Annotated in this window: 19 protein-coding genes and 1 tRNA gene; 15 read left to right on the forward strand and 5 right to left on the reverse strand. The window is 64.7% G+C overall.

Features of this window, described 5'->3' with window-relative positions; all coding sequences use genetic code 11:
* Position 1: 1 nt before the first annotated feature.
* The 13 genes from K4G59_RS19150 (at position 2) to K4G59_RS19210 (ending at position 14,397) form a co-directional block, all read left to right on the forward strand.
* A complete protein-coding gene (locus K4G59_RS19150; RefSeq protein ID WP_231252665.1) occupies positions 2–1,351 on the forward strand; it encodes a TrbL/VirB6 family protein in 1,350 nt (449 codons plus the stop codon).
* Positions 1,348–2,811, forward strand: coding sequence for an SCO6880 family protein (locus K4G59_RS19155; RefSeq protein WP_231252666.1), 1,464 nt, complete (start codon positions 1,348–1,350; stop codon positions 2,809–2,811). The genes K4G59_RS19150 and K4G59_RS19155 overlap by 4 nt, the downstream gene beginning before the upstream one ends.
* 362 nt (positions 2,812–3,173) lie before the next feature.
* On the forward strand, positions 3,174–4,424 hold the full coding sequence (locus K4G59_RS19160; protein ID WP_425572345.1) for a putative type IV secretion/conjugal transfer ATPase: 1,251 nt from the start codon (positions 3,174–3,176) through the stop codon (positions 4,422–4,424).
* Positions 4,425–4,738: 314 nt separating this feature from the next.
* Complete coding sequence (locus K4G59_RS19165) at positions 4,739–6,016, forward strand: P-loop NTPase family protein (protein WP_231252668.1); 1,278 nt, start codon at positions 4,739–4,741, stop codon at positions 6,014–6,016.
* Positions 6,017–6,057: 41 nt separating this feature from the next.
* The gene (locus K4G59_RS19170) at positions 6,058–6,921 is read left to right on the forward strand and encodes a hypothetical protein (protein WP_231252669.1); all 864 of its coding nucleotides are present in this window, start codon (positions 6,058–6,060) and stop codon (positions 6,919–6,921) included.
* Entirely contained in the window at positions 6,918–7,955 is a 1,038-nt protein-coding gene (locus tag K4G59_RS19175; protein WP_231252670.1) for a hypothetical protein, read from the forward strand. Before K4G59_RS19170 ends, K4G59_RS19175 begins: the two co-directional genes overlap by 4 nt.
* Before the next feature lie 235 nt (positions 7,956–8,190).
* Complete coding sequence (locus K4G59_RS19180) at positions 8,191–9,249, forward strand: ArdC-like ssDNA-binding domain-containing protein (RefSeq protein WP_231252671.1); 1,059 nt, start codon at positions 8,191–8,193, stop codon at positions 9,247–9,249.
* Entirely contained in the window at positions 9,246–9,788 is a 543-nt protein-coding gene (locus K4G59_RS19185) for a hypothetical protein (RefSeq protein WP_231252672.1), read from the forward strand. The genes K4G59_RS19180 and K4G59_RS19185 overlap by 4 nt, the downstream gene beginning before the upstream one ends.
* Complete coding sequence (locus tag K4G59_RS19190) at positions 9,785–11,569, forward strand: type IV secretory system conjugative DNA transfer family protein (protein WP_231252673.1); 1,785 nt, start codon at positions 9,785–9,787, stop codon at positions 11,567–11,569. Before K4G59_RS19185 ends, K4G59_RS19190 begins: the two co-directional genes overlap by 4 nt.
* 43 nt (positions 11,570–11,612) lie before the next feature.
* Complete coding sequence (locus tag K4G59_RS19195; protein WP_231252674.1) at positions 11,613–12,044, forward strand: single-stranded DNA-binding protein; 432 nt, start codon at positions 11,613–11,615, stop codon at positions 12,042–12,044.
* A gap of 14 nt (positions 12,045–12,058) precedes the next feature.
* Complete coding sequence (locus tag K4G59_RS19200; protein ID WP_231252675.1) at positions 12,059–12,715, forward strand: hypothetical protein; 657 nt, start codon at positions 12,059–12,061, stop codon at positions 12,713–12,715.
* A 45-nt stretch (positions 12,716–12,760) separates the two neighbouring features.
* Positions 12,761–13,060 (forward strand): hypothetical protein, encoded by a 300-nt coding sequence (locus K4G59_RS19205; protein WP_231252676.1) that lies wholly within the window; start codon positions 12,761–12,763, stop codon positions 13,058–13,060.
* A gap of 287 nt (positions 13,061–13,347) precedes the next feature.
* A complete protein-coding gene (locus tag K4G59_RS19210) occupies positions 13,348–14,397 on the forward strand; it encodes a hypothetical protein (protein ID WP_231252677.1) in 1,050 nt (349 codons plus the stop codon).
* A gap of 300 nt (positions 14,398–14,697) precedes the next feature.
* Here K4G59_RS19210 and K4G59_RS19215 read toward each other — a convergent pair whose 3' ends face one another.
* Both K4G59_RS19215 and K4G59_RS19220 read right to left on the reverse strand, forming a co-directional pair.
* A complete protein-coding gene (locus K4G59_RS19215) occupies positions 14,698–17,181 on the reverse strand; it encodes a DEAD/DEAH box helicase (RefSeq protein ID WP_231252678.1) in 2,484 nt (827 codons plus the stop codon).
* On the reverse strand, positions 17,178–19,283 hold the full coding sequence (locus K4G59_RS19220; protein WP_231252679.1) for a site-specific DNA-methyltransferase: 2,106 nt from the start codon (positions 19,281–19,283) through the stop codon (positions 17,178–17,180). The genes K4G59_RS19215 and K4G59_RS19220 overlap by 4 nt, the downstream gene beginning before the upstream one ends.
* 288 nt (positions 19,284–19,571) lie before the next feature.
* Between K4G59_RS19220 and K4G59_RS20290 the strand changes: the two genes are divergently transcribed.
* Together K4G59_RS20290 and K4G59_RS19225 are read left to right on the forward strand one after the other, a co-directional pair.
* Positions 19,572–19,703, forward strand: coding sequence for a hypothetical protein (locus K4G59_RS20290; RefSeq protein WP_269210458.1), 132 nt, complete (start codon positions 19,572–19,574; stop codon positions 19,701–19,703).
* A gap of 143 nt (positions 19,704–19,846) precedes the next feature.
* Positions 19,847–20,077: a helix-turn-helix domain-containing protein gene (locus K4G59_RS19225; protein ID WP_231252680.1), complete on the forward strand. Its 231-nt coding sequence runs from the start codon at positions 19,847–19,849 to the stop codon at positions 20,075–20,077.
* A 135-nt stretch (positions 20,078–20,212) separates the two neighbouring features.
* Here K4G59_RS19225 and K4G59_RS20615 read toward each other — a convergent pair whose 3' ends face one another.
* The 3 genes from K4G59_RS20615 to K4G59_RS19240 all read right to left on the reverse strand — a co-directional run bounded on the left by K4G59_RS20615 (position 20,213) and on the right by K4G59_RS19240 (position 21,946).
* Entirely contained in the window at positions 20,213–21,409 is a 1,197-nt protein-coding gene (locus K4G59_RS20615) for a tyrosine-type recombinase/integrase (protein ID WP_231252681.1), read from the reverse strand.
* Positions 21,410–21,415: 6 nt separating this feature from the next.
* Positions 21,416–21,646, reverse strand: coding sequence for a helix-turn-helix transcriptional regulator (locus K4G59_RS19235; RefSeq protein ID WP_231252682.1), 231 nt, complete (start codon positions 21,644–21,646; stop codon positions 21,416–21,418).
* 226 nt (positions 21,647–21,872) lie between these two features.
* A tRNA-Pro gene (locus tag K4G59_RS19240) sits at positions 21,873–21,946 on the reverse strand.
* Positions 21,947–22,116 lie beyond the last annotated feature (170 nt).

Genomic DNA, 22,116 nt, shown 5'->3' on the forward strand with positions numbered 1-22,116 from the left:
GATGGTCGACGTCTGCGACATCCCGGTGATTTCAGGTGTCTGCGACGTGGCCGGGGAAGCGGCCGGCTCCCTGGTCTCGGCTCCGTTCGACTACCTCGCGCAGTCCATGGGGAACGCAGCCGGCTGGATGTTCGAGTCAGTCTGGAGGGTCTTCGACTCGACCACCATGGTCGACGTCACCAGCAGCCAGTACACCAAGGTCTACAACATCCTGTTCGGCGTCGCGGTCTTCGTGATGCTCGGCTTCTTCATGCTCCAGGTCATCGGCGGCGTGATCCGGAGAGAACCCGCAGCCCTGTCCAGAGCCGCCCTCGGCATGGCGAAGTCGTTCCTCGGTTCGTTCGTGGCACTCACCCTGCTCGCAACCGCCCTGGAGCTCACGGACCAGCTGAGCGTCGGCATCGTCAATGCCGCCGGGACGAACATGGAGGAGATGGGCGACCGGATCATGCTCCTCGTCGCAGGCCTCGGCGCCATCAGCCTTGCCGCACCCGGAGCGGGAGCCATCGTGACCATCTTTATCGCCGGCCTCGCCATCGGAGGCGCGGTGATCGTCTGGATCAGTCTGCTCGTCCGAAAGGCTCTGCTTCTCATCGCGATCGTCTTCGCGCCAATAGCGCTTGCAGGTGCGAGCTGGGACCACACACGAGGCTGGATCGGCCGGTGGGCGGGCTTCGTCCTCGCCCTGATCCTGTCCAAGGTCGTGCTGGTGGTGATCTTCCTGCTGGCGACCGCGCAGGTGTCCGCACCCATCGACTCCGACCTCGCATCGGCAAGCGAGCCGATCGCCGGCGTCGTGCTCATGCTCATGGCCGCGTTCGCCCCCTACCTCACCTACAAGGCGATCAGCTTCATGGGCTTCGACATGCACCACGCGATGTCGGCCGAGCAGGAGACCAAGTCGGCGATGAACCGGCCCATGCCCATCCCCCTGAACCGCCAGTCCGGGTCCACGCCCCGCAAGGTCCTCGGTGGCGGACAGCAGGGCGGGAGCACGACCACTGGTGGCGGAGGTCCCTCTCCTGCCCCAGCCGCAGCTCCTGGGTCTCCCCGGGGCGGGGCTCGAGGCGGGGCTGGAGGCGGAGGTGGAGGCGTCGGGGGCGGAGCCTCAGCAGGCGGGTTGTCGAGCGGGCGGACGGGCGGCGCGGCCGGTGGCGGCGTCGCAGCGGGACTGGCGGTCGCGAAGCAGTCCTTCTCCGCTGGCGTCAGCACCGGCCGCTCGGTGGGCGCTGCGGCTACCCAACAGACCGATGCCGCTAACCAAACACCACCCAGCGCTGCGGCACCGTCGCCACCTCACGTGGCTGACCCGATGCCCGCGTCGAGTGCCAAGAAGGGCCGAGGGCGATGAGTACTGGTTCGGCGGGGCGCGACTACGACCTCGCGCCGGTGAAGTTCTCCCGCCTCTCCCGACGCGGAGTCCTCCTAGGTCTCTCTGGCTCACAGCTCGTCGTGGTCGGCATGGGTGCCGTCGCCCTGGTAGCCGCGCTGTACCTGGGCGGCGGAGCCCTTCTGCTGTACGTCGCCCCGATGCTGCTCCTGTGCGCCGCCCTGGCGTGGGTCGGCATCGGTGGCCGCAAACTGGTCGAGTGGCTCCCGGTGGTGGCGCGCTGGGTATGGCGCTCGACGGGCGGCCAGCTGCTCTTCCGGCGCCGGATCGTGAGACCGCGTCCTGTGGGGACTCTGGCGCTGCCGGGCGATGCTGCGCGGTTGCGGCAGTGGCTCGACCCGGAGAGCGGAGCCGTGATGATCCACGACCCGCACCGCTCGACACTGACGGCAATCGTCAGCGTCACCCATCCGGCCTTCATCCTGCTCGACCCGATCGAGCAACAGCGTCGCGTGGCCAGCTGGGGCCGTGTCCTGGCCACCGCCTGTCGATCCGGACGGATCGCGTCCCTGCAGGTGATGGAGCGGACCCTGCCCGACTCGGGCAGAGGTCTGGCGCAGTGGTGGTCCCAGCACGGCATGCAGGACGCCTCGTGGACGTCCACGACGTACGCCGAACTCATCGACCGCGCCGGTCCCGCCGGTGAACGGCACGCGAGCACCGTCTCGATCTCGCTGGACATGAAAGCAGCTGGTCGTGCGATACGCGCCGCGGGCGGGGGCAACCGCGGTGCTGCCGCCGTGCTGCGCCAGGAGATGTCGACGACCACCGCTGCCCTGAGGGCTGCCGACCTCACACCATCGGCGTGGCTCGAGCCGGGCGACCTAGCGGTGATCCTGCGTTCGGCATACGACCCCGTCGTCGCCGGAGCCCTCGAGCGCCACGGTGATCTCGGCCGTGACCTCGCCGCAGCCGGGCCAGTCGGTGTCACCGAGCAGTGGTCCAGTGTGCGCAGCGACTCAGCCCACCACTGCGTGCTGTGGGTCAGCGAGTGGCCGCGATCCTTGGTCTACCCCGGGTTCCTCGCGCCCGTGCTCCTGTCCTCGGGCGTTCGACGCACCTTCACGCTGCTCTACACCCCGATGCGCACCGATCAGGCCGCGCGCGACATCCGCAAGAAGAAGACCGAGTACGTCTCCGACGCCTCGCAACGTCAGCGGATCGGCCAGATCGAGGACGCCCAGCAGTCCGCGGAGTACAACGACGTACTCCAGCAGGAGGCGGACCTGACCGCAGGTCACGGCATCCTGCGCACCACAGGACTGATCGCCGTCAGCGCCGCGGACCTCGACGAGCTCGAGCGCGCCGTGGCTCACCTCGAGCAGGCAGCCATCCAGGCCTCCTGCGAGACCCGTCGGCTCTGGGGCCAGCAGGCGCAGGCGTTCTCGGCAGCAGCCCTCCCGCTGTGCCGCGACGTCTGAGGGTGAGGTGCGCGCGAGAGGAAAGCGACGGGCTTCCGGGCACACCTCCTTCCCGACCACATCAAGGAAGAGGCGCCGATGCCCACGTTCGAGGACCTCGCGTTCGATTGGCGGCTCTCGCTGTGACGGGCTGGGACGAAGGCCGCCTGCACAGCACCGTGCTGGTGTCGCCCCGTCGCGAGCGACGCCGTGACCGTCGCACCCGGCAGAGTGCTGCGAAGTCCTTGCTCTCCGTGGACCGAGAGGCACGGAAGGCAGCAGCCAAGGCCAGAGCCGACGAGCTGACAGCCGAGCGCCGCGCCACCGTCGTGTTGCCCCGGGCAGGTGAGCCCGGCCCCGCCGCCCTTCGTACTTCCGGCCGATTGCGCCTACGACGCCATCAGGACACCTCAGCGACGCTGGCGGGTGCATACCCGTTCCTCGCCGAGGGTGGCCTCGGAAGTGACGGCGTCTTCGTCGGTCAGGATCTCTACTCAGGCAGCTCCTTCGTCTATGACCCCTGGGTGCTCTACTCCCGCGGTCTCATCACCGCACCGAACCTCGTCCTCGCCGGGATTGTGGGTGCCGGCAAGTCCGCGCTGGCGAAGAGCCTCTACACCCGTTCGATCCCGTTCGGGCGCCGCGTGTACGTGCCGGGCGACCCGAAGGGTGAGCACACCGCGGTGGCCGAGGCCGTCGGCGGCAAGGCCATCGCGCTCGGGCACGGCATGGCCAACCGGCTCAACCCCCTCGACGAGGGTCTTCGGCCCAGCGGTCTCGATGACGCGCAGTGGACGGCGCAGGTCACGGCCAGGCGACGGGACCTGGTCGGCGCCCTGGCCGAGACCGTGCTGGAGCGCCGGCTGACACCGCTGGAGCACACGGCAATCGACGTCGCCCTCGGTGACGTCGTCCGCGCCTCGCCAACGCCTGTGCTGCCGATGGTGGTGGACCGGCTCCTCTCCCCCGACCCGACCACCGACACTGACGGTCGGCTCGCAGAAGACGGACGCCTGGTCGCCCACGCGCTCCGACGTCTGGTCGCCGGCGACCTCGCTGGGCTGTTCGACGGCCCGAGCACGGTCCGGTTCGATCCGACCCTGCCGATGGTGTCGCTCGATCTCTCCCGCGTGACCGAGAACGCCACCCTGATCTCAGTGCTGATGACGTGCGCATCGGCCTGGATGGAGTCCGCACTACTCGATCCGTCCGGCGGGCAGAGGTGGGTGGTGTACGACGAGGCCTGGCGCCTCATGTCCCACCCGGCACTCCTGCGCCGGATGGACGCGCATTGGCGACTCGCGCGCCACTATGGCATCGCGAACATGCTGATCTTCCACAAGCTCTCCGACCTCGACAACGTCGGCGACCAAGGCTCAGCGATGCGCGCCCTCGCGTCGTCGCTGCTCGCCAACGCCGAGACGCGCGTGGTCTACCGGCAGGAGTCGGACCAGCTCGGGTCGACGGCGACAGCCTTAGGCCTGACTGGGACCGAGCAGTCGCTGTTGCCAACGTTGGGAACCGGCCAGGGGCTGTGGCGGATCAAGGACAGGTCCTTCGTGGTGCAGCATCAGCTGCATCCCGCCGAGCTCGAGCTGTTCGACACATCTGCTCGAGCGTCGGGAGCGAGGTAGGAAATCCGAAGCATCTCTGGCTCATAACCCTCGCCACATGCTTGCCAGCCATTCCCAGGTTTGGGTCGACCTGGCCAGCGTCCTTTCAGCCGCGACAGGGCCGACAGGACACCGCCGGTCAACACATCAGCGGACGTACCTATGACACCAAGAACGAGGACGTAACGTCGTCGCAGCGAGCACCGCAAGCGCTGGTCAGCAGACTTGAACCGTGGCGTGAAAGACCGCCGCCGACGCCGCCCACAGATCCGTGGTGGTCAGGGGGCTCATCCTGCGAGATCATGTGTCCCGGTCGCGATTCAGGGGGTGGAAGGGTGGACGGAAACGGACCCAAGTTCGTCCAAGCCGATGGAGAGAAGATCCGTGACCTTGAAACCATCCACATCCCGCATCCCGGGGCTCCACTTGACATAAATCGGAGCGCGCTTCTTATTGGCTCGCGGGGCTCAGGGAAGACAACGTTTCTTCGTTATCGCAAACAATCGGCATACCCTGGCGCGATTTACATCAACTTGCTCAACGCCCTATTCCCGATAACTCGGGAGGCTGGCCTAGGAGGAAGAGACCTCGCCGTCGACCCTGACCTCGATGCGCGTATACAGCGCAAGACAGCCGCACTCTTGGCAGTGGCGGCCCTGACACAAGCCATCCAGGATGATGGCCCAGCGTGCGGACTTGCGCACGAATCCCTGTCGATCCTCAGCCCCGTTCTGCCAGCAGAGATTTCGACGACCAGAAAGTGTACCGCGGGCAACCTCGAACGCCTGGCGTTCGCAGTCGGCGACCATCATTTGGATTTCTGGGACACACTGCCGGCCGCCCGACGGCTCATGTCCTGCCTTCTAAAGATTGCAGGTCGGAGGGATGTAGAGACGCTCATCTTTCTTGATCGCGCCGAAGACGCTCCAGCAGCTTGCGTGTCTCTTTTGGTTAAATTGCTGGATCAATCGTTTGAGTTGCTTTGCGTTGTCGCGAGCCGACCAGGAATCGCGGAACAAGTTTTCGGGATTCACGACCCGACACTGGTCCCTGGGGATCACTACAACATAATCCATCTCGGAGTGTCCCCCTATAGTCACGAATGGCAGGCGTTCTCTCGGGAAGCCGTGGCGCGATATCTCACGGTCAATGGCTCAGACATCTCGGCAGAAGATGTCGCGCCGTGGGTCAGCATGATTGGCCGGGACTCGATCCGGCAAATGGTCGAACTCGCGTACATCATGCAGACTCCCCAACTCACATCGAACGACCTCGCTCGGCAGATAACGAACGTGTCGCGTCGAATTCGAAGCAACGTAACCGTTCGCATGAGACCGGTGGTTCGGGACTTCGCCGCCGTCCTTGACTCTTTCCGGAAGCAGCACCTCTCCGCGATCGGTGGTGCAACCGGCCAGACAGTCCTAGAGCTTGAGGCGTACGAGCTTGATGACACCGTTGACAATAAGACCGCCCGCTTAGTCCGGCGAGCGCTCGCCGCGGAGGCCCTTCACCTAACCGAGGGCGAGATATGGGACGCAAACCTCCTACCCACAAGGTTCGAGATCCCACCACTACTGCTTTGGGATCAGAGGTTCATTCAATGGACAAAATAGTTCACCGGGTGTCAAACGAGGAGCTTCAAGGAAGGCATCTGATGACTGCCCCACAAAAGCGCCCCGAGGTCTTCGTTTCGTACGTATTTGCTGATCCCGTCTCGCGACAGATGCGCTCCTCTATTGAGAGACATTTGTCTGTGGACGTTACGATTACCGATGGAAACCACTTGGGTTCGGGTGACTGGGCAGCAGAGATCCGTCGTCGAATGGACCGAGCTAAGTATGCGGTGGTCGACGTGACAGGTCCGAGCCGAGAAGTGATGTTCGAGTACGGCTTCGCCGGCAACAAGGAAGTCGTTCTGTGTGTTCGCAACCCTGGCGAACGGGCGGCACTGCCGACATGGGTCACCGGTTCGACCGTTCACACATACGCAGGTGCTGACATGCCCTTGTTCGCGGCTTCGCTCGATGAACTTCTTAGGAGGGTGAAGAAGCCGTACCAGAAGCCAAGACTGCGAGCAGTGCCAGGCGAAGCGGTCTGGCTGCAATCAGAGGACTCGGCGTGGTGTGACAGGATCTTCGCCCGCATAGACAATCTCGCGAAAGAGAATCGCGTGACACTCACTCGTGTCTATCCTGAGCAGTTGCGCAGTTTCCAGGACACCCTGGAGTATGTCGGCGGCCAGTTTGTTTTCGCCTGCATTGATGGCGGCGAGCAGGACTACGCGGCGCAGTTTTTTATCGGAGATCTTGTGGCTCGTCCCGACGTCGGCACGGGTAAACGAAACGGTCTGTCCCGGCAGGCTTTCGTTCTAACTCCGGAGTTCTCTAGCTCTGTCCCGTGGATAGCAGACAGTGTGCGACGACTACCTCAACGCCACGTTGAGATTCCCACGGCTGAAAGCCGACTTTACGACGCGGCCCGTAGCGCCTTCCGAGCGTGCAAAGGAGTCGTGAGGTGAATCGATCTTTGTCCACAGAACGACGCGCCGGTGAGAACGTTTTTCTTGTAGGCGCACTCTCCTACGAGGAAAGGTGCGTCGGCGCGTTGGCGGCGCTTTCAAGACGGGACCGCGAACTCCAAGGCGTGTTCTTGGACTATGGCACCACGGCAACACCCGGTGCGACTGCAACTACCCGCAGGCAGACAAACTGGGAGAAAATCGAAGACATCACTAGGTCGCAAACGGATTGGGTGTGCCACCGGTCATCCTCAAATCCGTACGCCATGGATGATCTCGCGCAGGTACTTGATGACGCTGCGAAATTAGAGCGGGGACGGCTGGTCGTGGACGTGACCTGCATGACGAAGCCGCACCTTTTAGCGGCGGCAAGCTGGCTAGCTGTCCACCCGGAGGTGAGTTGGACCCTTGCTTACGCCACGCCCAAGAACTACGGCGACGTTCAGAGAAGCATCGACAGCGGCGTGCAGGCAACTCTCACATTACCGTTGGGCCCACATCCGTCGTTAAGGAACCAAGGTTTATCGCTCGGGCTCTTTATACTTGGAGCCGAGGCGGGTCGAGCAGCGATCGCACTCGAGGAACTCGAGCCGAGTGCCGGCCTGATTGTCTTGGTCACACGGAGCGATCGCGCGGACTTCGAGGCAAACACGCTGGCACAAAACGATCAGTTGGTCAGCTACCTTAGTAGTTTGGTGTTAGCCGGTCCGAGGGTTGTTGACTCTGGCTTCGCACAGATTTGGCCCTCGAAAGGGTGGGAGTTCCGCGAATTCAGAAATGAGACACTCGTGTCGGACACGTATAATCACCTGGTGAATGAATTGATTCCCGCCGCGGAACTCTTGGATTCACCAATCGTCCTTTATCCCTTCGGCCCGAAAGACGCAGTTTTCATGGCTAGTTTCGTTCTAGCGCGGCTGTACCCCCACGCGAGTTGGTCGATATATCCCGTTCTCGACACTCATCCGCTGGACTACAGCGAGGGACTGCACGGCTTGCGCTGGCTATCGAGCGAGGAGGTCAACTCGGTCTAGTCGAGTAGGTCTACAAGGGTCGTGCTCGTCACGGCAGGTGCTCCGGGAGGTGAAGTTCGGGGTGCGCGTGGCCGCAGCCAAGCCTTCACCGCCTGTTCCCTACGGCAGCCCGGCGTGGGCGGAACCGCACGGTAATGGCTCTTTCGATTGCCTCTAGCTAGCCGTTGACGCGAGTAGTCCCACGCGGGGATGGTCCCGGGGGCGCACCTGTTGTCTGAGAGACAGGAGCCGCCTGATGAGAGCTCAGCCCCGAGGCGTCGTTTCCCGCGACGAGAAGCTCGACGCGCTTCAGCAGAAGCTGGCCGAGTCCGTCAGCGATCTGGTGACCGGAGATGACTGGAAGCGGGCGATGGAGTTCACGGCCAGATTTCGCGCCCGTTCGTTCAACAACACGCTGCTGATCTATGTCCAGCACGCCGCCGCCTTCCAAGAAGGTCGCGTGCCCGAGCCTGCACCGTCGTACGTCGCTGGCTTTAAGCAGTGGCTCAGCCTGGGCCGGCACGTCATGAAGGGCCAGTCGGGCTACGCGATCCTCGCACCCGTGACAGCACGGTTCGCGTCGTCGACTCCGACCAGCGCGGAGTCGTGGCGACGTCTCGGCCAAGGTGAGACGGCCAAGCCCGGAGAGGTCGTGCGTACGCGCTTGGTTGGTCTCAAGCCTGCCTACGTCTGGGACCTGAGTCAGACCGATGGTGACCCGGTTCCCGAACCACCGCGCCCCGTGTTGCTCCAAGGACAAGCCCCGGCAGGATTGTGGGACGGCCTCGCGGATCAGATCACCTCGAACGGTTTTGACCTCAGGCTGGTGTCACACGCTGAGGCGATCGGTGGCGCCAACGGCCTCACGGACTACACGACCCGCGACGTGTCGGTCCGCATGGACATGGACGACGCCGCCCAGGTCAAGACGCTGGCCCACGAGCTGGGTCACGTCATGCTCCACGGACCTGACAACGCCGATGCCGCGATGCACCGCGGTATCGCGGAGGTCGAAGCGGAGTCCGTCGCGCTCATGGTGGGCGCCGGGCACGGCCTGGCGACCGACGACTACACCGTGCCGTACGTCGCCACGTGGGCCGGCAGCGTCCCAGGCAAGTCTCCCGTCGAGGTCGTGCAGTCCACGGCCGAACGAGTCCGCAGCGCAGCCGTGACGATCCTCGACAAGCTGGAGACTCGCAAGATCGGCAATGGCGATCCACCAGGACTCGACCGCGAAGCGCTGACGATCCGGCACACCGTGGCACCTGCGAGCGCGCCGGTGAAGCGACAGCCGTCGGAGGTGCTGGGCCGATGAGCATGCTTAACGCTGCCGCCTCCTATCAACGCGAGGACCGCGCAGCCCCACGTGTGGAACAGCGTGTCCCCGTCGTCATGCCACTGGTCGACGTCCGAATCGACGTCGAGGGCACCGTGTCGGTCAAACTCGATCGAGAGCCGTACGCCACCGACGCCCCGCTGCACCGTGAGGACCTCAAGCGACTGCTTTGGAAACTCGCGACCGATCTCGATACGCCGATCCGTGTCGAGGTGCGCGAAGCAGACGGCTCGGCATTCACCGACATCGTCACCCCGGGGCCTCAAGACGTACGACCGCCCGATCCTCCCCGGCCAGCCACTGCCCGACCGGACCAGACAACTGGCGAGACGGCCAGTGGACGGTTCCTCCCTCTCGAGGACGTCGCCGTGGCTGTCGTCGTCGCGCACCAGACCGCGAGCGAGGACGGCGTGGCCAACCTGCGCCTCCCGCCTGCCCTCCTTGAGTCCCACGCTGGTCGACTCGTGCTCGTGGGACAGCAGTCCGGAGCCGTCGTGGTGAGCGGCGTCTCGGGATGAACCCCCGCGGTCACGGAGCCGACGATGAGCTCGTCAACCTCGGTCTCGTCCTCGTCGCAGCGATCGGTGTCATCGCAGCGACCCTTCGACTGGCAGGATCCGCGGCGGCCTGGCTGTCCGGCGCTGACCAGCCGGAGCATGGCTGGGAGGCAGGATTTCAGGTACTCGGCGACCCCACCCACCCTGCCGAGGCTTTGGGATCGACTGGTCTCACGGCGAGGGTCTACTGGGGCGTCCTCGCGCTGATGGTGGCCATCGTCGTCGCCAGCTCACTCGTGCTGTGGCGACGCATGAGGATGATCAGGCATCGGCCGTCGAGCGACCCGCGGCGCCTGGCTGGGGTGGCAACAGGTCGCGACGTACGGGCCTTCGCTTCGCGCAAGGCGTTGTTGGCCCGCGGCAAGGCACTTCGGCCTTCGTTGGACCGACCGCAGCCGTCGGAGGTCGGCTACCGCCTCGGCCGCTCGCGTGGCCACGACGTGTGGGCCTCGGTCGAGGACTCCATCCTCGTGCTCGGCCCGCCACGATCCGGCAAAGGCCTGCACGTGGTCGTCAACGCGATCCTCGACGCCCCGGGGGCCGTCATCACCACAGCGACCCGGCCGGACAACGTCGCCGCCACCATCCTCGAGCGCCAGCGGCGCGGGCCGGTCGCCGTCTTCGACCCTCAGCGTCTCGCCGATGGGCTGCCCGCCGGCCTGCGCTGGTCACCCGTCCGAGGATGCAGCGATCCCCTGACCGCGATGATCCGAGCGACCGGGCTCGCGTCGGCCACCGGCCTTTCGACCGGCGGTGTCGAGTCCGGCGGCTTCTGGGAGGGCAAGACCCGCACCGCGCTTCAGGCACTGCTCCACGCAGCGGCCCTCGACAACCGAACCCCGCGCGAGCTGTACGGCTGGACGCTCGCGCCCTCTGCAGCCGCCGACGCGGTGGCCATCTTGTCCAGCGACCCGAAGGCGGCCCCCGGCTGGGCTGACTCGCTCGAGTCCATGATCCATGCCGATCCCCGCACCCGCGACTCGATCTGGATGGGCGTCTCTCTCGCGCTGTCATGCCTGGCGGACCCTCGCGTACTCGACGCGGTCTCCCCCGATCCCGGCGAGGGCTTCGACCCGGATGACTTCCTCACCAACAACGGCACGCTGTACCTGCTGGCCACCGGTGCCGGAGCTGGCGCCTCCTGGTCGCTCGTCGCAGCCTTCATCGAGGACCTCGTCGAGACCGCCCGCCACCTTGCTGCGTCCTCCCCCGGCGCACGACTTGACCCACCGCTGCTCCTCGCGCTCGACGAGATCGGCAACCTCTCACCACTGCCGTCCCTGCCCATGCTCATGGCAGAAGGGGGCGGGACCGGCATCACGACCATGCCCGTCCTCCAGTCGCTGTCACAGGCCCGAGACAAGTGGGGCGACCACGCTGCCGGCGCGATCTGGGACGCCTCGATCGTCAAAGTCATCCTGGGCGGTGCATCGTCAGCGCGCGACCTCCAAGACCTCTCCGCATTGATCGGCGAGCGCGACGAACGCACCGACACCATCTCGATCGGCGACTACGGCTCGCGGTCGCTCCAGCGCTCAACGCGCCGAGTGCCCGTCATGCCGCCCGAGACCATCCGGACCCTCCCGTTCGGTAGCGCGGTCGTCCTTCTACGCAGTGCTCCACCGCTGGTCACCGACCTGCACGCGTGGACGTCGCGTGGAGATGCCGAGCAGCTCGGACGGGAACGTGCGCTAGTCGAGGCTGCCCTCCGCCGCGGGTCTCGCGGCACACCTGTCTGGTAGAGCGGCTGCCAACCGAGGCGCCGCACGGCCTCAGGAGTCAGCCATGACGATTCCCACGCAGATGAGTCTGCACGGCTACATCGCCACAGCGCCCGAGCTCAGCTTCACCGACAAGGGCCACGCACGGTTCCACTGCCGGGTGGGCATCGAGCAGCACCGCAAGGAGATCGACGGGTCGTTCACCAGACTCGACCCCGTCTACGCCGACCTCGTGATCTTTGAGCGCACTGCCGAACGGGCGTACTCGCGATTCAAGCCCGGAGATCGGGTCATCGCCTCGGGCTACATCCACGAGTACGAGCAGGACCGCCCCGGCCAGCCCAGCGAGATCCGCGAGCAGTTCGTCGCACGCCGCACCGGCCACGACTCTGCATGGACCCGGTACGTCGTCGACCGCACGCCGGCGAAGCAGCCTGAAGCGCCGCACAACGAGATGACGGTGGTCAACGAGCCCACGCCAGCCATCAGTCTGTGACGGGACTGCTACTCATGAGCGCTGACCTGGATCAACGGGATTGGCAGGGGCTCTGGGGACCGGACTTCGATCACGAGGACGACGTAACGTACGGGGATACCGGGCTCGAACTACGGTCCTTCGCCTTCGACGCGGACGCCCCACTGCGCCCGATCAACTGGAACCTGCTCTCGGCAGACGAAGCACTCGCGGAGTGGATGGATCTCGACGCCTGGGTCGACTGGCTCCGCAAGACCTTCGGCCTGTCCCCCGCGGTCGTACCGCCGCTGTGGCACCGCCACGACGAGCTGGTGTGGGAGCTCTCCGCGCTGCACACGCACTGGCTCAGTGCCTACGATCCCGACAGCTCGCCGTCAAGTCCGATCGGATGGCATCGCGACTTCGCCGAGGCCCGGCACCGGTTGCGTGAGTGGGTCTCGACCGCCGGATGCAGGCTCGACCGCGACCGCCCGACGCGACAGACAACTTGGCCGGGCGAGGCACCAGCCGAGACGAGCACCGAGGTTGAGATCACCGACCGGCGCGCCGACTTCCTTCGCTTCGTCAATGACGACGTCACCGCGCGACGTTTGGTCGAGGAACAGGCTCGAGCTGCCGTCGCCCCATCACACTCCGCCTACTCGCGTCCGTCCACAGGCCACAGATCTCTAACCGAGCCGCACGACCTGTGAGCGCACGGTGGTCGGACCGCCGGCTCGTCGAAAGGGAGAAGCACCATGCTGCTCGCCCACTCTGCTCTGCTCACAGAAGCTCGCTCCTACGTCGCCGCCCTCGCAGACAACGCGAAGACCCTCGAAGCGTCCTCGGCGTACGACCTCGCGCTCATCGAGCTGGACCTGGTCCACGGTGACGGCGCGTTCGCGCTCGACGCCGCCAAGCTCGCCGTGGGCCGTGACGCCCCGATGGCCCTCGCCATCGCGGCCGTCGAGCGGCTCACCACGTACGGCATGGACGCGCTGCAGAGCGAACTCCTGCTGGCATCGCTCGAGCGTGCCCGCGCGCTGGACATGCCCTGATGTACGGCGAAAACGGAGGGCTGCTGCGAGCCGAGCTGTCCGCACTCCTCGCACAGCACCGGGTCCAGCTCAGGCTGGGCGGCGGGGGCAGTCATTCGATCCCTGTCACCACCAGCAGGGCGGAACGTGAGGAGATCGGCAAGCAGATCCGGCGATACCGCCAATCCGTTCTGGTGTGGTGCCAGCAAGCCTCACGGGCAGTCGCCCCATACGCATCCAGCAACATTTCCCCCACGCCGCCCACGCCATTCCGACTCCCCCCGACTGAGCACGGTGGACTGGCGTCCTTGAGGCTCGCCCTCGACCACACGGTCGACGCTTCAAGCGCACCGCTACCCGAGCTGCACGAACTGGTGGCCCCACAGGGGCTGCCGCTGGTCGAGCACTGGCGACAGGCCGCCCGGGGCGCGGCTCTTGGCGAGCACGACTTTGACGCTGGACTTCATCACGAGAGCCTCGACGTCCCCCAGGCCCATACCCTCGTCGGCGACATCGCGGCCGTTGTCCGCGCGCTCGTGATCCTGGACCAGCGCTACAGGTCTATCCCGGGCTGGGAGAGACTCAGTAGGGCAGAGCGGCTCGGCTGGAGCGCCCTCGCGTGTGCACTGGACTCAAGCCTTGAGCCGCCCAGCTACGCGATAGACGCACTCGGCTGGAGGGCCCCGACGAACGTCATGCCAGGCCCACCTCGTCCTGGACTGCTGGGCGTCCTCCAAGCCGAACGGAACCTCGCCGTTAGGCTGCGACCGCTGCCCAGCGCCATCAACCTGCGCCGCATCGTCCATTCACAGCAAGTGCTGTCCGGTGGTGTCGCCGAGCTCGCCGCGAACATCGACACCGGTCTCCGCGACCGGTGTCTCACACGTCAACAAACCTATGCCGACCTCCAGCGAGAGCTACGCGACGTCGGCTCCCTTATCGGTACCGGTGAACTCGCGGTCGCTGACAGCGCTGACGTCATCGGCAGGCTCAGAGCATTGCGACCGGGCGTCGACCATGATCTCCGGGTGCTTCGTGCCTTCACCACGCTGTTCGTCAAAATCGACACCCAGATCGCGGAGCACATCGAGACGGGCATCGAGCGCAACGCCTACCTGCGTCGGGTCAGTCTCCCCCGCCTCGTCGAAGACAGCGGCCAACTCGTCGCCCCCGTCCGAGAGCGTTTCACACCGTTCAGCGATGCGGCACGCAGCACCGTGACTGACCTGGTCCAGTACCGCCTCCGGCCCTTATCCGCGCCGTCCGCTCCCACCCGAGATGCGGCCAGGAGCCGGGCGGAATTCCACTCCGCCATCGTGCATCGACCGCAGTGCCGGAACGATGCTCTCGGTCTTTGAGTGACACGATCGGCGCTGACGCGGCAACTCCCTCACCTGGCCATCGAACTCCCGCGCACCTGTGGCTCGAAAACAACCGCCCTTGCGGAGACCCTCAGCGCCCAACCTAGGGCCGAAAGGGAGTGCTGCACAGCGCCCACATGCCGCTCTTAATGCAGATCCCAGGCTACTTTCCTCGCTCCTCGATGCGACCGGAGCAGCCCTTGGTGCGTACCGATACGCGCGAAGACCGTCAAGAAGACGGACAGTTCACCACAGTGCCCCTGCGGCACTCCGCGTTACGGAATAGCGCGCTCTTCGTCACGAGTAGTCGCCACCATGCTTCTCGTACAGCTCGTCGAGCGTGTCGTCGGTGACCTTGCGGACCGCCTCACGAACGACCTCGGACTTCATATTGAGGGCGACCAGTGTCTTGTCAATTTCAACAACAGCGTCGATACGGGCGAACGTGCCACCGTGGGCCTCCGCGTAGTCAGACAAGCCCCTGAGCTTGCCTGGGGCGTCCCGCAGGAACTGCCCATGCGGGTCAATAATCGACGGCCGGATGCCCTCGTCGGTCTGGTGGAACATGATGAAGTCCGGGTACATCGACTTGTCCAGTTGACCGAGTCGCCACGGAATGCGCAGTGCCGCGCTGGTGCCGGTCGGGTTGCGGTACCAAGCAACGAGATCGTCGTCCTTGAACTCGCGCTCGAGGACCCTGAGTTCCCACCCCTTGTGGGGCGACGGGTACTTGCCCTCGTCGTTCGCCAGAACGTGCAACTCCCACATCTGCTGGACATCCGCCGTCGTCTTCGAGCTCGGCAGAATCAACTCAGTCAGCTCGGGCGTCCGGGTCTCGCGCTTGACCGGCTCGTAGAGCGCCTTCTTGACGTCGGACAACTTCGCGATTGACGGCTGGTACTTCTTCAGCCACTGCTGGACGAGTTTCTCAGCGGCCGACTCGACTGCCTCAACAACGTCCTTGTTTAGCGCAAGCACCGCGGTCTCGGCCTTTGCTTCCGTCGGATCGTAGTCGTCGTCGTGGGCGTCGAAAATGCTGTTCCAGTAGTTCAGCGCCAAGCCCTCGGGGAGCTTGCGCTTCGCGACGCGGAACAAGTCCTCGATGTTGTTGTCGTCCCTGTCGAGGTCGTACTGCACCTCAGCAGGCAAGTCGTCCATCGAGTCTGCCGCGAGCAGCAGGTACGACCGCTCGATGCGCAACGCCCGAATCTTGTCGAGGGCAGCCTTGAAGCTCCCATCGGCCTCCATCGCCTGCCGGCGAGTCTTGAGGACCCCCAACGGGTGTATGCGCGCCTGTGTCAGCGCGTCCTCGACAATGTGATCGCCGGCCAGCAGCGTGGCCAGAGTATGAAGCCGGGCAATCTGGGTTCGGTAGACGCGACCAGGCACGACATAAGTCGGCAGGTCACCGAGCAGGTCGAATACTTCGTCGGGGAGCTTGGTGTTGTGCTCGAGCGTCACCGGGTTCGAGATGATCTCCACCGGCGGCTCGTCGTTCTTGCCCTCGGCGAAGCGAGCGACGATCGCTGCAACCTGGTCCTTGTTGAAGGACGGCAGGTAGCAGTGGACGTCGTTGAGCGTCTGATCGGTCGTAATGCGGCGCGCCAAAGGCGTGCGAACCATGCGGCCAATGAGCTGGGCGATCGCGGTGTAGTCGTTGAGCGTCCGGAGCGAGACCATCACTTCAGCGCGGGGGCAGTCCCATCCGGTCGAGATGGCGTCCTTGCAGAGCACCACCCGGATGTCGGTGTCATCCTGGATGTCCTGTGGCGCCCGGTACCCGATCGTGTGGCTGCCGGCCGAGATCGCAACATGCTCGCCGAACGTGTTGACCACGTTCTTGTCGGTGAGGCCGTCCCAGCTGTCGAAGACGGCGTCGAGGTACTCGGTCATCTCCGCGTCGGACGGCGTGTTGCCCACCTGCAGCACCATCACGGGCAGCACCGGAGGTTCGTTCTGTGTGGTGGCGTAGGACTCCCATGCCCTCTCGAAGGCAACCGTCTGCGCAACGCCGGCCCGGATGAATGTGGTGTCGCCGCCAATCTGGTTGCCCGTGGGGTTGTCGAGAACGATCTTGTCCTTCAACAGACCAGACGCTCGGACGTCCTCGATCGGCACGTCGAACGACTTGGGAAACCGCCCCGCCATGGCCTTCTCGAAGCGCTCCGGCGTGGCGCTGATACCCCAAACGATCGGCACGGGCGGGTTGATGCCGGGTTGACCGTTGATGATGCGCGAGATGATCGTCTGGCGATCGCTCTCCTGTTTCATGCCGCGGTGGGCCTCATCGATGACGACGTAGAAGTTGGGACCGTTGATCTCGATCGTGTTGGCGATGGTCTGCCAGATCGAGTTCGTCCGACCGTCAGTATTCGAACGCGCCAAAGGGTTGCTGCGCGCCAGCTTCTGGATGTTGAGAAAGTAGATATGGCCCGGGTCGAACGTCGGCTGGTCGAAGCCCGAATCAATTGTCTCGAAGCGGTTCGGCCCGAGAGTCGACGACGCCAAGTTCATGTTGCGCTTCGTCTGCTCGTTCAAGGCGGGGTCGTCAGTCACCCACAGAATCGTGGCCCTATCGTCCGGCCCGAACTGGTCGTTGCCGTCGAAGACGGTCTCGATGACCGAGGTGGCGATCACGGTCTTACCGGCGCCCGTGGGAGCACTAAGGGTGATCGCCCAGACCTCCTCAGGGTCCTCAAGAACACCCTTCGTGGCGCGCTTGAGCGCCGACGTGATCTGCGCGGACGCGGCGAACTGGTAGTCCTTCAGGATAAATCTCACGAGCGACCCTTGGTGTTCTTCTCGAAGGTATGTAGGTAGTGCCCGTACAGCTGAGTGCTGTCCACTCCCGTGGGAACCTCGCTAATGATCTGCTGAAAGGCCGCTTCTGACGCGGTAATGATGAAAACGTGGCGGAGCGTGTCGCGCCGGGCGGTAACCAGGTCGACGAACTCACGCCAGTGGTTCTCGTCGAACAACACGCCGTAGTGGGCGTCGTCGGGAAGGGCCCATGAATCGGCCCGCTTGTCGATGATCGCGCCACTTCCCCCAGCTCGAAGCCAAAGCAGAGGTGCGAGCTCCCTGAACTTCCGGCCGGCAGCGATGAGGTCTGGGTCCTCGTAGGTCAGGTTGAAGAACTCAGCGTTCTCCTCCAACCCCTCCGACATCTTGAAAGGGTCGACGAACTTGTACTCGCCGCTGATGGCGGCGTTGTCGGGCGTCTTACCTGTGATCGCAGCCGTCACCCGAGGCTTGGTGATCAGCTCAGCGATGCCTTGAGCGTCCCATTCGGCATCGCCCGGTCGGAGGCCTCGCTCGGTAAGTGCGTTGGCCTCCGCCTCAGAGACCTCGTTGTTGGTGACGCAGATGCTCTGTCGACGCCCACCGTCTTGACGGTTGAGCCTGGCCACTGCGTGCATCGTTGTTCCGGAGCCAGCGAAGAAGTCGAGGATGACAGCATCAGGCTTGTTGGCGACGAAGAACCGAAGGCAGTCCTCCACTGCGTAGAGCGATTTCGGGTAAGGGAATTTGCGGTCAGGCATCAGCGCCTGCAGCAGCCGGGACCCGTACTGCGTCGAGTCGTGGCCGGGGATCTTCCATTGCGTGCCCGGGATGAAGTAGCGGTCGGAGGTGTCGAGCGTGTCGGTGACAACTGATCCGTCGGCGGCACGCGCAAGGACGGTGTAGATGCCCTGGTCAATCTTGTTCCGCTCTCCGCGAGCGAGGTAGTAGATCGGCGTGTTCTCACCTTTGAACTTTCCGAGGCGCAGGTAGCCGTCAGCCCAGATCTCACGAGCCACATCCGGTCCGACCGCCCAACGCCCCTCGGTCTTGTCCTTGCGGATGGGGAACACCGCAACCGTGCCTTCGGGCGCTTCGACAGTGTTACGGTTCTGACCGACTTGGAGGGGCTCGCCGATCGAGTGAATCGCGAGGCCATCCTCAGCGATGAACACCGGGTAGAAGGTGCCCGGGTGGCCCTCTCGAAGCGGGCTAGAGCCGGACTTGCGGAGCAGGTCCCACCTGATCCCACCGAGGTGCGTCCGGCCCTTTGTCGTAATCCAGTCTGAGCTTAATGCGATCGGCTGCGGGCCAGCGTCGCCGATCATGACGAAGTAGGCGTACTCGTCGGAGCGGCCGAACATGCCGTTGCGAGCAACTGCGGCAGGATTGATGTTGATCGAGACCATTTGGATTCGAGCGTTCTTGAACACGCGCTCGAGAAGCATCCCCAATCGCAGGCACTCCTTCTCGTCGATTGTCACGATTAGCACCGAGTCCTCCGGCTTGAGCAGACGCTTCGCAAGCTCGAGGCGACGCTCCATCATGGCCAGCCACTTGCTGTGCCGATAGACGTCGTCGGAGTCGACGTAATCGTTGTTGTACTTCCAATCCTTGTCCCGCGTGTTGTAAGGCGGGTCGATGTAGATCGCGTCGAGCTTATTCTCGTGCGTATAGAGAAGCGTTTCGAGAGCGTGGAAGTTTTCGGCGTTGATGACGAGGTGCGGAGGTTTGTCGCCGCCGTTCACGACGTTGCCCGTCCATTTCAACCCGGGGTAGATCGCATCGCCGAACTCGCGCACCACGACGAGGTCATCGATGTCGACTTCCCGGAGCTCGGGAACCTCGTCAAACGATGCGACGGTAGCCTTTCCGCTCTTCACGAAACTGACGCTATATAGGGCTCCGTTGTCGTCACTGCGAATGCGGACCTTGCAGCCCTTGCGGATCTTGAAGTTGTGCAGCTCGACTGTCTCGGGCTTGTGCTCCTGGAAGACCAAGCCGAACGACTGCTTGCTCAGCATTCCGTCGACCTGCTCGCGCAACGCCTGCCGCAACTTGGGGTCGCTGATCTTCTCGAGAAGAGCATCGACGAGCGCCACAATCGCTCACTTTCTGAGTAGCTGGAGCACCGCTGACAGCGGTTGGCTGGACGCCCGGAAGGTTACCGCTGACCCCCGACAGTTCGTCCGCAACCACGAATCCTCGGCGGGTCGTGACCTCCGTACCTTTGGCATGCGAGCCGCCTGAGCCGCATGGGCATGCAGAGGAAACACCGAAGAAGCCATCACTAACCCCAACGAAGCCGCCCTCGACCTGCCACCACCGCACTCCCCTCGATCACCGGTAAGCCGATGGGTGGGCGCGACCGTTGCCTCCCGCCCGGGGCCGTGGCCGCCGTCCGCGACGTCGCTCTCTACCACTGGCAGGTCGACGGCGTCCGCATCGCGCATGCGACCACGCCGACCTACATCCTGACCGACGCCGCGGCGGGGCTGCGGTTGAGCGTCCGGCATTCTTGAGGCCGGCGGCCTTGCCATTCTCTTGCCTTCGCCTGTCGAGCACCGGTTGCCCTCGCTGCCGTCGCGGGCGGTGACCGATGCCCTGCGTGGTCTCGGGGCGACCAGTCCACCTCCTAGGTACCCACGACCGCCCAGGAGGCCCCATGCCGACCAAGCAGACGCACGCTCGTCCCGGCATCCCGCGACAGCGCGTGCTGCCCGTGTACCTCAGCATCGAGGAGGCAGCTGAAGTGATGTCGTTGAGCACGAAGACGATTCGTCGTCGCATCAGCGACGGCTCGATCCCGGCGTATCGATGCGGACGCCGCAACATCCGAATCCGCTTGGACGAGCTCGAGGCAGCCTTCCGAAAGCTTCCCTCTACCGGCCACTAATGGACCGTTGGTGGACACGTAGTGGACACGCGGCCGAAGTCGAAACAGCCCCTGATCCTGCGTTTTCGCAGGTCAGGGGCTGTTTGTGACTCGGTGGGCGATACTGGGTTCGAAGTAGCAGCCCAGTGGCGCTATTCAGTTGGTGCGATCTTCTGATCGCCGCGGGGCAAGCGACTCCAGGATCTCAGCAGTAACAGGATTCACGCGTTCGTCAGGTTCGATGTAGTGCGCTCGAGTGATGTCGGACGAGGTGTGGCCGAGCATCTCGGCGGCGAGGTCGGCTCCGCCGGCGCGGTCGAGAACCGTTGCGACGGTCCGCCGGAACGAGTGCGGCGTCACGCCCCCGATTCCGGCGTCGTCGAGGATCGCTCGCAGGCGGCGTCGGACATTGTTCGTCGTCAGCGGAGTGTGATTGCGGCTGAAGAACACCAGGTGTTCGGGATCTTCGCTGGCGATCACAACCAGACGCTGCCGCAGCACCTCCGCGGTGAAAGTAGGAATCGAGATCGTGCGGCGCGACTTCGACGTCTTCGGATGGTCCTGGCGGTAGGTCGGCTTACCCGACGGAGAGATCACGGTGCCGCAGATCCGGACTGTCGGTGGCGCGCAGGTGACATCCACATCCCGCTTGCGGATCGCCAGCACCTCACCGATACGAGCGGATGTTCCCAGCATCACCTCGATGATCGCCTCGAGTTGACCATCAGGTTTGGGTCCAGACAGCCCGGACCCCCGCCGCCAGTTCTGGACGGCGTGTCTGATCGCCTCGACCTGGGTGATGGTCAGCGCCATCGCCGTCGAGGGAGGTCGGCGCAGCCGAGCGGTGCCCAGCACGGGATTGCGTGGAATGGCCTCGTAGCGAAGGGCCAAGCCCAGGGCGAGATTGAGTACGACCTTGGCGTGCTTGGCGCGGCTGTAGCTGATCTTCGCCTGTGCTTTCAGGAAGCGATCGATCTTGCTGATCGACATCTCGCGCAGGGTGTGGTGCGCGAAGGCTGGCATCACCAGGGTGCGCATGTCGCGCTCGTACAACTCACGGGTGCTCACAGCAATGCGGTCCTCGAGCTCGATGTCTTCGAGCCAGACCTCGACGAGCTTGGCGAAGGTCGTGTCCGGTGAGAGTTCGCCCATCCCCGTGGCGTAGTGGCCGCGGCGGGCAAGCTTCTCCTTGAGGTTCCTCTCAGCCGACTTGCGCGTGGGACCGGTGGCTTCGACGGCGCGTAGTTGCCCGTCGTCGTCACGAAACCGGGTCCGGGCCCGCACGCTGCCGTCCGGATTCGTCCGCAGGTCGATCTCGCCGAAGGTGCCGATCGGTGTGCGCGGCCTAGCCACGGGTCCCTACCGACCCTGCGGCGCGTGTCCCGGCGAGGTCTCGCGATGGTGCGCAAGCCACTCGCGTACGTCGCTGACGGCGAACTTCAGCGAGCGGCCTACCCGGATGGCGCACGGGCCTTTGCCCGCCACTCTCCAGTCGTAGATCGTCGTGACGGGCACGCCCAGGTACTCGGCAAGCTCTTCGATGTTCATCAGCGGCTCCAGGCCGCGTCCGGTGGTGGTGTCGGTGGTCATACCCGTGAGGTGGGCAGAGCGTTCCGAGGCGACCGGGGCGGTCCGTGAGTGGTCCGTGGTCGTCACTGCGACCGACCCATCGAAGAGCCGGCGGAAGGGGTTTGTGGCGAGTTTCTGGCGAGCGGTTCAAATCTTCGAGTCTTTCCTGAACGGAAACCCGCGACTCTCCAAGACCGGAACCCCGCTCTGACCAGCATGTTTGCTGGTCAGAGCCGGATTCAATCGGTCGGGCTGACAGGATTTGAACCTGCGACCCCCTGACCCCCAGTCAGGTGCGCTACCAAGCTGCGCTACAGCCCGAACGCTCCCGGCGCGAGGCCTGCGGAGCGGTCCGAACACTACCGCAGCCCCCGCGCAGCAACGGAATCGCCCCGCCCATCCGCCCCGACGAGGGTGGACACGTAGTCCGTTGGAGCCATTTGCCGGGCTTTCCACCCCGAACCCCGTCGCGCGCCACAGGATGAATCGTC

The sequence above is a fragment of the Nocardioides furvisabuli genome, from assembly GCF_021083185.1.
In the GTDB taxonomy this organism is placed as follows: domain Bacteria; phylum Actinomycetota; class Actinomycetes; order Propionibacteriales; family Nocardioidaceae; genus Nocardioides; species Nocardioides furvisabuli.